This window comes from Kitasatospora nipponensis (assembly GCF_039528135.1).
Lineage (GTDB): Bacteria > Actinomycetota > Actinomycetes > Streptomycetales > Streptomycetaceae > Kitasatospora > Kitasatospora nipponensis.
In genome coordinates this window covers 51,993-64,406 of record NZ_BAAALF010000020.1, presented here as the reverse complement: position 1 = coordinate 64,406, position 12,414 = coordinate 51,993, and the positions used below count along the sequence as shown (strand labels likewise).

Annotated in this window: 11 protein-coding genes and 1 pseudogene; 5 read left to right on the top strand and 7 right to left on the bottom strand. The window is 74.0% G+C overall.

Annotated features, from left to right (window positions below):
* Positions 1-538: 538 nt before the first annotated feature.
* The 3 genes from ABD323_RS09000 to ABD323_RS08990 form a co-directional block, all read right to left on the bottom strand.
* The gene (locus ABD323_RS09000) at positions 539-1,930 is read right to left on the bottom strand and encodes an SMI1/KNR4 family protein (RefSeq protein WP_344440714.1); all 1,392 of its coding nucleotides are present in this window, start codon (positions 1,928-1,930) and stop codon (positions 539-541) included.
* A 374-nt stretch (positions 1,931-2,304) separates the two neighbouring features.
* A complete protein-coding gene (locus ABD323_RS08995) occupies positions 2,305-3,051 on the bottom strand; it encodes an ABC transporter permease (RefSeq protein ID WP_344440718.1) in 747 nt (248 codons plus the stop codon).
* A 98-nt stretch (positions 3,052-3,149) separates the two neighbouring features.
* On the bottom strand, positions 3,150-4,139 hold the full coding sequence (locus tag ABD323_RS08990; RefSeq protein ID WP_425555920.1) for an ATP-binding cassette domain-containing protein: 990 nt from the start codon (positions 4,137-4,139) through the stop codon (positions 3,150-3,152).
* Between the two features lie 632 nt (positions 4,140-4,771).
* Here ABD323_RS08990 and ABD323_RS08985 point away from each other — a divergent pair.
* Positions 4,772-5,638 carry a universal stress protein gene (locus ABD323_RS08985; RefSeq protein WP_344440713.1) on the top strand — a complete coding sequence of 289 codons (867 nt, stop codon included), beginning with the start codon at positions 4,772-4,774 and terminating at the stop codon, positions 5,636-5,638.
* A gap of 368 nt (positions 5,639-6,006) precedes the next feature.
* Here ABD323_RS08985 and ABD323_RS08980 read toward each other — a convergent pair whose 3' ends face one another.
* Complete coding sequence (locus ABD323_RS08980; protein ID WP_344440712.1) at positions 6,007-6,858, bottom strand: universal stress protein; 852 nt, start codon at positions 6,856-6,858, stop codon at positions 6,007-6,009.
* 404 nt (positions 6,859-7,262) lie between these two features.
* Here ABD323_RS08980 and ABD323_RS08975 point away from each other — a divergent pair, with 404 nt between their 5' ends.
* Together ABD323_RS08975 and ABD323_RS45945 are read left to right on the top strand one after the other, a co-directional pair.
* On the top strand, positions 7,263-7,394 hold the full coding sequence (locus tag ABD323_RS08975) for a DUF6126 family protein (protein ID WP_344440711.1): 132 nt from the start codon (positions 7,263-7,265) through the stop codon (positions 7,392-7,394).
* Positions 7,382-7,525: pseudogene (locus ABD323_RS45945) on the top strand (transposase); the annotation flags it as partial. The gene ABD323_RS08975 and the pseudogene ABD323_RS45945, both read left to right, overlap by 13 nt.
* Before the next feature lie 50 nt (positions 7,526-7,575).
* Here the strand turns inward: ABD323_RS45945 and ABD323_RS08965 are convergent.
* The 3 genes from ABD323_RS08965 to ABD323_RS08955 all read right to left on the bottom strand — a co-directional run bounded on the left by ABD323_RS08965 (position 7,576) and on the right by ABD323_RS08955 (position 10,422).
* Positions 7,576-8,775, bottom strand: coding sequence for a globin domain-containing protein (locus ABD323_RS08965; RefSeq protein ID WP_344440710.1), 1,200 nt, complete (start codon positions 8,773-8,775; stop codon positions 7,576-7,578).
* Positions 8,776-9,184: 409 nt separating this feature from the next.
* Positions 9,185-9,859 (bottom strand): CBS domain-containing protein, encoded by a 675-nt coding sequence (locus ABD323_RS08960; protein WP_344440709.1) that lies wholly within the window; start codon positions 9,857-9,859, stop codon positions 9,185-9,187.
* 116 nt (positions 9,860-9,975) lie between these two features.
* Positions 9,976-10,422, bottom strand: a complete 447-nt coding sequence (locus tag ABD323_RS08955; RefSeq protein ID WP_344440708.1) for a universal stress protein — start codon at positions 10,420-10,422, stop codon at positions 9,976-9,978.
* 243 nt (positions 10,423-10,665) lie between these two features.
* Here ABD323_RS08955 and ABD323_RS08950 point away from each other — a divergent pair, with 243 nt between their 5' ends.
* Both ABD323_RS08950 and ABD323_RS08945 read left to right on the top strand, forming a co-directional pair.
* Positions 10,666-11,595: an ABC transporter ATP-binding protein gene (locus tag ABD323_RS08950; protein WP_344440707.1), complete on the top strand. Its 930-nt coding sequence runs from the start codon at positions 10,666-10,668 to the stop codon at positions 11,593-11,595.
* Complete coding sequence (locus tag ABD323_RS08945) at positions 11,592-12,413, top strand: ABC transporter permease subunit (protein WP_344440706.1); 822 nt, start codon at positions 11,592-11,594, stop codon at positions 12,411-12,413. Before ABD323_RS08950 ends, ABD323_RS08945 begins: the two co-directional genes overlap by 4 nt.
* The last annotated feature ends 1 nt before the right edge of the window (position 12,414 follow it).

Genomic DNA, 12,414 nt, shown 5'->3' with positions numbered 1-12,414 from the left:
ACTCGTCAGCCGGACTCGAAAGCACCCGAACGACCCAGCCGCCCAGGACGACGTCCAGGCCCTGGCAGCCGCCCCGCCCGCTCGCGGAGGCTGCTCCGTCCCACCTCCAACTCCATTTCCACCAGCTGCGACTGACACCGGGCCATGGCGAGGTCGGCGCGCTGGCGATCCAGGGCCAAGGTCGAGGAACAAGTCGCTGCCGCTACGGGAGGTCAGCGGGCGGATCAGGTGGCCTGGCCGCTGAGTGTCACCAGGATGTCCTCGATGGAGTCCGCCGAGCCGGTCATCTCCATCGTGCGCATCGTGGCTCGCACCAGGTCCGCATCCGATGGGGAAGCAGGACGGGCACCACGTCACCTCGCTCGCCGAGGCCTGCCCCGCTCTCGTGCCGACCTGGCCCCGGAGGGGAACGGCTCGCCGACCGGATCGCGCCGGAGCGCGAGGAGTCCGAGGCCGAGCATGGGTGCTGAGCCCCCGGTGGGTACCCGGGCACCCGGCACTGGCACTCCGGGCGGCGTCCTCCTGTGGGTCCCGTCTTCTACGTCGCGGGTCCGAGATCGCCTTCGACCACGGCCTGGGCGATCGGGGGCCGGTCGAAGAGGGCGAGAAGTTCGTTGGCGACGGCAACGACCGCCAGCGGTTCCGCGTCTTGGCGCACCTCGATGGCGGCGGCTTTCAGGCCGCGCGGGACGGCGTGGGCATCGAGCAGGGCACGCCATTCCTGCGGCCCCAGCTCCAGGAACTCCAGCCCGGTGAGCTTCGCGATCTCCAGCGGGTCGGCGAGCGTGCCGGGGTAGGCACCGAGGGTTCGCAGCCGCGGCAGACCGGTCAGGGGCGCGAGGCTGAACGGTTCGCCGTCCCACACGCCGACGGACACGACCTCCAGGCCGGGGTGGGCGGCGGCCTCGATGCTTCGCAGACCGGACTCGTTGACCCGGGCCACGCTCGGCGGCTTTCGGGCGTCCCAGCTGCTGGGTTCGGTGCCAGGCCGGTCCAGGACCATGTCGGTGAGGGAGTCGGCCACGAGTGCGGCGCCGACGCTCTCCTCATGGGAGAGGATGATGACCTGGCCCGTGTGCCCGCGGGGACCGGGGGTCAGATCGACGGCCAGCCGGTCGCCGCCGCCGTTGTCCCCGAAGACGATCCAACCCGGGGAGCCGACCAGCCCCTGCACGGCGGCGTCGGGCCGGATGTCGATCGCTTCCATCGCGGCGAACTGCCAGTCGCAGTGGCGGGTCGCCGCCTCGGCGACGAACAGGTCATCGAGACCGAAGAGCTCGCAGCGGACCGCCTGGGAGTGACGGCCCGCCAACTCCCAGTCGCCACCCAAGTCCTCCCCGTTGGCTCGTGTCACCCGGTAGAGCGCCTTGAGCTCGTCAGGCAGGGCGACGCCAAGGCGTGCCTCCGCGGCGGAAATCTCGGCCTCGGTGGCGCCGACGGCATCGGGCAGCCGCTCGCGCAGCGTCTGCTCCAGCAGCGCCGGATCCGCCGACGTCGCCGGTGCCGCGCCGGGCGATGGATCGGGAAGGCGGTGCCAGGGCTGAGGAAGCGCACCCTCGACCAGCACCAGCGCCCCCGGGTGCACACCGATGCCCGGCTCCACGGCAGGACTGGGCACAAGCACATGAAGCCGGGTCCTGCCCGCCGGCTCGATCTCCACCGCGAACGAGACGCCGTCGATGCCATCCTTCACCAGAGCGCTGCGCACCCGGCCCACGGCTTCATGCAGGTCCTGGTTGTCCGACATCAAGGCGGCCCGCCCCGGCGGCGGCATCCGCCGCGGAACGGGCACGCTCCAACTACCCTGGCCGATGCGTCCCGCGACCCAGCCGCCCGGATGGGCGAGTCGCTCGGCATGGGCCGCACGCAGGAGCCGCAGGACGGGCTCCCACATCGCGAAGTCGAATATCGAAGAGGACCGGTCAACCATGCGCAGACCGTATCCCCCGCCGCCGACACCGACGACACCGCCCACCGCAGGACCCAGGGCCCCGCCGGGACGCGACTCACCCAGCAGCCGCCGTCCGGCCGGTAGGGGTGATGACCTGGGGAAAGCAGCGGCTTGGGACCGGAAGGGCCGGCGAGTTCAACGACCGCTTCACCGAGCATCAGGACGCTGACCCCCGACTCGTCGACACGGGTCACACGAGCGGCACCCGGTACCCGGACGGCGCCGCCGACGGGCAGGTGACGAATCTGGACGCGGCCGCGCGCCGCTCGACCGGCGCACCGCACGCGGAGGGCGGGACGGGCTGTGACCCGTCCCGCCCTCCGTACACCGCGGCGCGCGACCGCCGGCGGTGGTCAGACCGAGCGCTGGTAGGCCCGGAAGGTGCGCAGGGACAGCACCACGGCCACCACGGCCAGGGCCAGCAACCAGCCGCCGTGGGTCCCGGCCGACCACCAGTCGGGCGAGGGACGCATCACCGCGCGAGCGCTCTCCAGGGCCCAGTTCATCGGATTGAAACGCGCGACCCGCTGCATCCAGTGCGGCATCATCGCGGTCGGCAGGAAGGCGGAGGAGAGGAAGGTCAGCGGCAGCAGCAGGAAGGTGTTGAAGCCGATGATGCTCTCCCGGTCGCGGACCAGCATGCCCAGCGCGTTGGAGAAGGCCCCGAAGAGCGTCCCGAGCACCGAGGAGGCCAGCACCAGGACCAGCAGTCCGAGCGCGCCACCCTGGTAGCGGGCACCACCCAACGCGCCCAGTCCGATGATGATCAGCGACTGCAGTGCGGTGGTCAGTCCCTGCGACACCACGTTCGCGTTCAGCAGGGCGCTGCGGCTGACCGGCGTCACCAGGAAGCGGTTGAGCGTGCCGCGCTCGATCTCCTCCAGAGTCCCCATGCCGGCCCACATGTTCGCCGACGCCGCGGTCATCACGATCACCCCGGGGACCAGGTAGCCGAGGTAGGAGCCGCCGCCGAAGCCCGGGAGGTCGGCCGTGCGGCGGAACAGCGCCCCGAAGAGGAAGAGCCAGACCACCGGTTGGATCAGGGTGACCACCAGGTAGGCGGGTTGCTTGAGGAAGACCTTGAGCTGGCGCGCGGTCATGTACCAGGTCTGGGCCGCCACCGCGGCCGCTCGCCGGGTGGTCGGTGTCCGGGTGGCGGCGGGCCGGGTGCCGTGCGCCGCGGTGCGCGTCATGGTGGTCATCGAATCGCTCCTTCGGTGTCGGCGGAGGTGTCCGCCTGGCTGAAACTGCGGCCTGCGTAGCGCAGGTAGACGTCGTCCAGGGAGGGCCTGGCGACCCGGACGGCGATCGCCGGGTGGCCGGCGTGGTCCAGCACGGCCAGCACGGCCGGCACGGCCTGCGCGCCGTCGTCCGCCCGGGCGGTGAGACGACGGCCGTCCACCGCCAGGTCGCGGATGCCCGGCAGCCGGCCGAGGACGGAGTGCAGCAGTGCCTGCGCGGGGCCGGCCGCGGCGCGCAGTTCGATCTGCAGGGCGTCGCCGTGGAGTTCGCCCTTCAGCGCGTCCGGTGTGCCCTCCACGACGATCCGGCCGCGGTCGACGATCGCCAGCCGGTCCGCCAGGTGGTCGGCCTCGTCCAGGTAGTGCGTGGTGAGCAGCACGGTCATGCCCTCCTCCCGGGCCAGTCGGGCCAGTTCGGCCCAGACCGCGGTCCGCGACTCGGGGTCGAGACCGGTGGTGGGCTCGTCGAGGAAGAGCACCTGCGGGCGGTGGACCAGCCCCAGGGCGATGTCCAGGCGGCGCTGCATCCCGCCCGAGTAGGTGCGCACCGGCCGGGCGGCCGGCTCGGCGAGGTCGAACCGGGCGAGCAGCTCCTCCACCCGGTCGTGCAACCGCCGGCCCCGCAGGCCGAACAGCCGCCCCTGCAGCAGGAGGTTCTCGCGCCCGGAGGCGATCGGGTCGGCGCCCGAGTGCTGGGCCACCACGCCGATCGCCCGGCGAACGGCCGCCGCGTCCCGGACCACGTCCGCGCCCGCCACCACCGCCCGCCCGGAGTCGGCCGCGGCCAGGGTGGTCAGGATCTTCACGGTGGTCGACTTGCCGGCGCCGTTGGGGCCCAGCAGGCCGAAGACGGTGCCGCGTTCGACCGTGAGCCCGAGTCCGTCCAGTGCCCGGACGGCCGGTGCCTTGCCCTTGGCCGGATAGCTCTTGACCAGGTTCTCGGCCATGACCGCGGCCGAACCCGACGGCACGGGACCGGTCGAACGCGGTGCGGTGGGTGTTCCTGCGGTGGGGATTCCCGCGACGAGCGGATCCCTGGTGCGGTGGGTGGACATGATGGCTCGCTCCCCTTCGGGTGATGGTCCGCGCAGGCATCGGGGCCGGGCCACGACGTCACGGCGGGACGGGCGGCGCGGGACGTGTGCCGCCTGGTCGACGGGGGGGGGGGGGGGGGGGGGGGGCCGCCGGCCCCAGCGGGGGTGCGGGCGCGGCTGCCGGCGGGGGGGGGGGGGGCCGGCCCCCCCCCCCCCCGCCGCGGCGCCCTGCGACGGCGCCGATGCATCCCATGGTCACTCGCTCCGGCAGGCGCCGCACAGGGCCGATGGTCCGTCATTTCTCGTGCCCTTCAGGAGAGTTGACACCTACCGCAGCCCGTACTCCGAGCCCCGGACGCGCTGGGGGCAGCACGCCGCGCCACCCGTTCCGGCGCCCGGGTCCGCAGGCGGGAACAGGGACCTTCGCAGGCCCGGTCGAGCCGCTCGGCCCCTGCCCGGGACCCGCCCCGCGCACGAGTCTTGCCATGGACGGCGAGCCGGGCACACGGGTGCCGCGGCCGGTGCGAGAAGGAGGTGGGAGGGCCATGTCCCTTCCCGTCGTGGTGGGAATCGACGGCTCCGAGCGCAGTGCGGCGGCCGCCCGGTGGGCGGCCCACGAGGCGCACCGGCGCGGTGCGGGCCTGCGGATGGTCCACGTGTCCGAGGCGCGCGGCGAGGTGCCCGGGCGCGAGGAGCACGGAACGGTCGATCGGCTGCCGCAGTTCGCGCTGCGGCTCCGTGACCGGATGGCGGCGGCCCTGCCGGCCCTGGAGATCCGCTGCCAGCAGATCCCGGGCCAGGCCCACTACGCGCTGGCGGCGGCCGGGGAACAGGGCGCCCTGCTCGTCCTGGGCTCGCGCGGCCTGGGTGCCGTCGCCGGGCTGCTGACCGGCTCGGTGGGCCTTCGGGCGGCGGCTCACGCCCGCTGCCCGGTCGTGCTGGTGCCGGCCGGCTCGACAGGCGCGGGCACGGGTGCCGGCGAGGTCCTGGTGGGCGTCTCGCGCAGGCGACCGGGTGACGCGGTCCTCGGCTTCGCCTTCGAGGAGGCGGCCCGGCGCGGCGCCGTGCTGCGCGTCCTGGAGGGGTGGACGGCCCCGCCCGGCCCCTACGCCACCCGGGCCCCGGTGAGCCGGGCGGAGATCAGGCCCTCGTTCGCGGCGGCCGAACTGCTGCGGCTGCAGGACGGGCTGGGCCGCTGGCGCGAGAAGTTCCCCGAGGTCCGCACCGAGGTCGAACTCGTCGACGGCGACGCGGCCGCGGCGCTGCTGGCAGCCGCCCAGCGCGCGGACCTGCTCGTCCTGGGCCGGTCCGGGCCCGCGCATCCGCTGGCCGCGCCGCGGCTCGGCCCCATCGCGCACGCCGTGCTCCACCGGGCCCCGTGCCCGGTCGCACTGGTCCCGCACACCGCCTGACCCCGCGTGCCCGTGCGCGGGTACAAGGAGTCCGGCACCAACGCTCCCTTCGACAAGGCCGCGCAGCACCTCGCCACGGATCTACCCGATCCTCGTGCGGGACGAGCCGGCGCGGCGGGGGCCGCTGGTCCCCGCTCGCGGCCCGCCCGACCCCGATGCACGGGCGTCGGGCGGCCTCGGGGACGCGGGCGTCCTGTGCCGTGCGCCGACTGCGGCCCGGCCTGCTGCCGCGACGACGTCCGGGGGGCGATGACCGCGGCGTGGCGGCACAGGTGAATCCTGCCCCTGCCGGGACCAGGGGACAGGGCCGGTCGGCCCTGTCCCCCACTCAGGCCACGAGCACGCGGCCCTGTCCCGGCACCGGCCGGTCACGGGTGCGGGACCACCGCGACCGGGCACGGCGCGTGGCGCAGCAGGGCGTCGTCGACCGGGCCCGGCTCCCACCCCGCACGGCCCTCGGGCCGGCGGGCACCCACGACGACGAGGTCGACATCGGCTGCGGCCTCCAGCAGGGCTGCGGCCGCGTGCCGCCGCCGAGCCCTGCCCCGAACGCCGCCGTTGGTGTCAGCGGGCGCCGGCAGGGCGGCCACGAGCTCACCGGCCCGCTCCGTCGTCGCACCGGCCGCCGGCAGCACGGAGGAGTCGGCCGTGCCACCGTCCGTTTCTCCCACGGACACGACGCGCAGCTCCGCGTGCCACAGCCGTGCCTCCTCGGCCGCGAAGGCCACCGCCGGACCCGCCTCGTGCGGCACCGCACCCACCAACACGCGGCCGTGCCTTCGCGCTCCCACCTGCTCGGCCCCGCGGACCACCACGACCGGGTAGGTCGCGCGGGCCGCCACGCGCCGGCTCACCGAGCCGAGCGGCAGACCCGCGAACCCGCCGTGCCCCCGGCTTCCCAGCACCAGGAGCGGCGCGAGGCGGCCCAGCCCGAGCAGAGCGGCGACCGTCTCCTCGGGGATGACCTCGGTGTCCACCGCGATCCCCGGCCGGCGTCCCCGGGCCCGCCGGGCGGCCGCGTCCAGGAGCGTCCGCGCCACTGCGCGAACCGAATTCGGCCCCTCCTCGTCGGGCGTGCCCGCCTCGTACCGTTCCCACAGGCAGGCGTGGACCAGCCGCAGCCCGACCTCACGCCTGAACGCCTCGTCAGCCGCCCAGTCCACCGCCCGCAGGCTCTCGGGCGAGCCGTCGACACCGGCCACCACGCAGTCGATCTCCATCCGCTTCCTCCCATCCGGGCCGGACGGCCCGGCTCGACCCGGCACCACATCGGCCGCCGACCTCACGTCCACGACCCTGGTCCGGCGACCCGACTCCTCCGTATCCCAGCAGCGGGCCGGCCGCGCCGTGAGGGCCGAACGGGGCCGTCCGCCGGGACCAGCGGCCCCACCCGGTGACCGTCTCGGGGACGGAGAACGGGAGCCCAGGGACCTGGTGCCCGGCGAGGTCGGCCACCGGGGTGGCCGGGAGCCCGGGACAGGCCCACTCCCGCCACGGTCGAATCCGTGCCGGTCGACAGCTCCTGCACGCGGGCGGCCCAGCGCGCGTAGCATTTGCCGGGCCCGCGAGGAGCCGAACCACACCGCCACCGGCGGCCGGCCACCCCAGAAGAGGAACCCCACCCATGAGTGACGCCGCCCGCGACGAGAAGACCAAGCGCAGAGCCATGCTCATCCGGGCCGGCGTCTACATCTTCGCCACCCACTTCTTCGCCGGGTTCGTGATCCTCCTCTTCGCCCTCGGCAACCGCCACTGACCCCCGGCCCCACAGCACGAACGAACCGCACACCGCACAGCGGCCCCACGACCGGACAGCCTGCAAGCGTCGAACTGCGCGATGTGTTCAACGCGATCCTCTACGTCAACCGCACGGGAATCCCGTGGAAGGCGTGGGGTCGTGGTGGTCCCTTCGGGACGGAGTCGCGCGGTGGTGGGGATCAGGAGGCGTCAGCCAGCCAGAGGTCGGGGCCGAACACCTCGTACTGGATCCGGCGGGCCGGAACACCCGCGCGCAGGAGCTGGCCGCGGGCGGCGCGCATGAAGGGGAGCGAGCCGCAGAGGTACACCCGGGCATCCGCGGGCACCGTCAGGTCCGTGAGGTCCATCAGGCCCCGCCGGGCGCCTGGCTCGTCGGTGCCCGGCTGCTCGTACCAGAAGACGGCGCCGGCACCTGGCAGCTGCGCGACGAGTTCGCGGGTGCGGGTGCGCAGCGCGTGGTCGACCGGGGAGCGGTCGGCGTGGAGCAGCAGGACGGGCCGGGTGGAGCCGGTGGCGGCCAGGTGTTCCAGGATGCCGACCATCGGGGTGCATCCGATGCCGGCGGAGACCAGGACCAGCGGGTTGTCGGTGTCGTCGACGGCCACGTCGCCGAACGGCGCGGACAGGGTGAGTTCGTCGCCCTGGCGGACGGTGTCGTGCAGCAGGGTGGAGACCTCTCCATCGGGCGTCCCGGGTGCGTGGACGCGCTTGACGGTGATCCTGCGCTCCTTCGCCCCGGGCGCGCTGGAGAGGCTGTACTGCCGCAGCTGGTGGACGCCGTCGGGCATGCGGACGCGGACGCTCACGTACTGGCCCGCGCGGGCGAGCGGAGCCGGGTCGCCGTCGGTGGGGCGCAGCAGGAACGAGACGGTGTCCGGGGTCTCCTGCTCGCGGGCCACGACGGTCCACCGCCGCCAGGTGTCGCCGGGACGGACTGCGGCTTCCTGGTACAGGTTTGCCTCGCGGGCGATGAGGGCGCCGGCCATCAGCCAGTAGACCTCGTCCCAGGCGGCCGCGACCTCGGGGGTGACGGCGTCGCCGAGGACGTCGGCGATCGCCGCGAAGAGGTACTTGTGGACGATCGCGTACTGGTCCTCGGTCACGCCCACCGCGGCGTGCTTGTGCGCGATGCGCTCCAGCAGGGCCTGGGGGTGGCTGTCCGGGTCGGCCGCGAGGGCGCCGGCGAAGGCGGCGACGGATCCGGCCAGGGCCTGTCGCTGGGCTCCGCTGGCCTGGTTGCCGCGGTTGAACATCCCGTCCAGCAGCTCGGGCCGGTCGGCGAACATCGTGGCGTAGAAGCGGGTGGTGATGTCGTCCAGGGCCGCGCCCACGGCGGGGAGGGTTGCGCGGATCACGTCAGCGGAGTCGGGCGAGAGCATGGCAGTCCCTTGGAAGTGGAGAGAGGTGAGGAGAGGGGTTCGGTGGCGGCCGGTTGTTCGAAGGCCGAGACCGGTGTACCAGGCGTCGAGGCCACCATGCCGGGACAATTCGGACGCTGCCTTCGATCGGGGCCGAAGGTCCCGACGACTGAGGTCCGCGGGCCCGAAGCCGGGCTCTTCGGCCTGCACCGTTCGGCCCTAGCGGCCCGCCCGTCGGCTCCGGCGCTGCCTCGATCGGAGCCGGACCGTACTGCGGGGTCGGGATCTCGGAGGGGACGGCGCACGACGGAAGCAGGGCCGAACCCGGAGTGGGTGATCGGCCAACTCATCGACGGGCTCCGGCTCCGGAGCCCGGTGTGCGTCGAACGCGGGCACCGGGCTCCGGGCGCACGGGGTGGTGCGGGCCTGGTCAGCGAACCGGGTGCAGGGCAGCGGTGTCGTCCGTGCGGTGGTCCAGGCGGCTGGTCACGTCGATGACGCCGTCCACGCTTCGGCACAGCCGTTCCACCACCGACACGAGCGCGCGGTGCTCGACCGTGCCGCTCAGGGTGACCCGGCCCTCGCTGACCCGGACGTCGACGCTGCCCGGGGCGAGCCCCAGGGTGCGGTCGAGCAGCTCGTGCCTGATCTCCTCGTTGATGGCACGGTCCTGGCGGAGGAAGACGCGCAGCAGGTCGCTGCGGCTGACGATGCCGACCAGGCGTCCGGCCTCGTCGACGACGGGCAGGCGCTTGAGGTGCTCGCGCTGCATCAGGCGGGCGGCCTCGACCACGGTCCACTCGGGTCGCGCGCACACCGCCGGGCTCGTCATGAGGCCCTCGGCGGTGGCGGCGCGGCTGCGGGTGCGCTCACCGGGTGACAGCTGCGGGGTGAGCAGCAGGCCGGCGGGGTCCTCCTGGGCGGCCTCGTTGAGCAGCAGGTCGGCTTCGGAGACCAGGCCGACCGGCCGTTCCTCGCGGTCCAGGACGGGCACGGAGGTGATGTCGTTCTCGGCGAGCAGACGGGCGATCTCCTTGAAGCCGGTGTCGGGCCGGACGTGCACGACGGCCGAGGTCATCAGCTCTCCCACGATGCGGTGTCGCATGGTCGGCTCTCTCCTTGTCTGGTGCCGGCGGCCCCGGGGCCGCTCGGTCGGGTGTGGTGGGGGTGCGGTGCGGCGTCCGGCGAAGGTCCGGACGGGTGGTGCCGTGCGGTCGGTGGTCAGGTCGTCGCGTGGCGCACCACGACGACGGGGCACGGTGTGTGCTGCACGCAGTGCCCGCTGACGGAGCCCAGCAGCGCGCCGACGAAGCCACCGTGGCCCCGGCTGCCGACGACCAGGAGCTCGGCGCCCCGGGCTGCTTCCAGCAGGCTGGAGACGGTGCCGCCCTGCACCACCCGGGGCCGGATCTCGACCTGGCCCTGCGGGTCGGTCGTCCGCGCGATGGCGTCGTCGAGGACCTTGCGCATGACGGCGGCCAGGTCCTCGTCGGCCTCGAAGGGCACGGTCCAGCCGGTGGAGACCGGGTGCTGCCAGGCGGTGACGGCTTCGACGACGGCGCTGCGGGTGCGGGCCTGGTCGACGGCCCATCGCAGGGCGTCGATCGAGGACGGGGATCCGTCCACACCGACGACGATCCGGCGCTGCGGTTCGGTCTGCTCGGTCACGGTGCTTCTCCTTGTCGTGGTGGTCGCCTCCACCATCGGCTCGACGGCCCGTGGTGGCGAAGGGCCGAGGGGGCCGCCATGCCTGGGACCTTCAGCCCCGGTGCGAGAGGGCTGCCGTTCGCGGGACCGACGGACCTGCCGAACAGGGCCCATGAGTCCCTGTCACCGCCCGGCTCACTGCGGTGCAGTGGGTGCGCGATACCGAGCCCGCCACAGGGGCGGCCACGATGTGAGGAGACGGGTATGGGGCGCGAGGGGCCGGCCATCGAGCTGGCCGGACTGAGCAAGGACTACGGCCGCAAGAAGGGTGTCGACCGCCTCGACCTGACCGTGGAGCGGGGCGAGGTCTTCGGGTTCCTGGGGCCCAACGGCGCCGGGAAGACCACCACCATCCGCTGCCTGGTGGGCCTGCTGCGGCCGAGCGCCGGACGGATCCGGCTGCTGGGCCTGGACCCGGTCGCCGACCACCGGCGCCTGGCCCCGCACCTGGGCTACCTGCCGGGCGAACTTCGCCTGTACCCGGAGCTGACCGGTACTCAGACGCTGCGACTGCTCGGCGATCTGCAGGGCGCCGCCACGCCGCGCCGCACGGAGCTGTGCGAGCGGCTCGGACTGACGGTCGCCGACTTGGCCCGGCCGGTGCGGGAGTACTCGCGCGGTATGAAGCAGAAGCTCGGCCTGGTCCAGGCACTCCAGCACGATCCCGAGCTGGTGGTGCTGGACGAGCCCACCGAGGGCCTGGACCCGCTGGTCCAGGAGGTCTTCTTCGCGCTGCTGGAGGAGGCATCGCACGCGGGACGTACGGTCCTGCTGTCGAGCCACGTGCTGCCCGAGGTGCAGCGCGCCTGCGGCCGGGTGGCGCTCGTGCGGGCGGGGCGGCTGGTGGCGGTGCGGGCCGTGTCCGGCCTGCGCCAGGAGCGCGCCAGGCGGGTGCGGCTGGTCGTGGCCGACGGCCTGGGTGCGCGGCCCCTGGGGCCGGCGGAGCACTGGTCACCGCACTGGCGAGGGGACGAGGTCCAGTTGCTCGTCCCGCCGGCGGAGTTGGTCCCGGGACTGCGAGAGCTCCTGGCCGCGCTGCCGGTGGCGGACCTGTCGGTGGAGGAGGCCGGGCTGGACGAGGCGTTCCTCGACCTGTACCGGCAGGACGTCGAATCAGCGGAGGCACTGTCATGAGAGCCCGGTTCCCCTTGTTCTGGCTCGCTCTGTACCGGCGCCGCAGAATGGTGGCGTTCCTGGCTGCGGGCATGGTCGTCTTCGAGGCACTGATCGTGGCGGTCATCCGGGCGGTGCCGCCGACCCAGCTGTTCGCCGGGACCGGGCCGACCGGACCGGATGCGTTGAAGGCGTTCTCCGGATCGACCGGCGACGTGTCCATCGCCAGCTACCCCGGCCTGCTCGGGGCCGGCCTGGTGCATCCGTTCTGGATCGCCATGCAGCTGACGGCGATCGGCTCGCTCACTGCGGCGGCCGTCGCGGCCGACGTCGAGTCCGGCACGGTGGAACTGCTGATGGTCCGGCCGGTCTCCCGCCTGCGGCTGCTGGCCGAGCGGACCACCGCCGTGGTCGCGGCCTCGCTGGCGCTCAACGCCGCCGCCACACTGGCGGTCGCCGGCGGCGTGGCCCTCTCGCCCGCCCTGCACCACGCGGTCCCCCTGCGCGGCGTGCTCGCGGCCGGCCTGACGGGGTGTGCGTTCACGCTGTGCCTGTCCGGACCGGCCCTGGCCGTCTCGGCCGCGGCGCGCCATCGGGCCCAGGTGATCGGCGCCACCATCACGCTGGGTGCCGTCGGCTTCGCCGTCAACTTCATCGCCATGGCCTGGCATCCGGCCGCGCCGCTGCGGTACCTGAGCCCGTTCCACTACTACACGCCCGGTGACGCACTCGCCCACGGGACTCTCGCCTGGGGCCCGTTCGCCGTCCTGGTGGGTGTCGGACTCGCCGGGATCACCGTCGCGCTCCCACTGCTGCGGCGCCGGGACCTGGCTCCCTGAG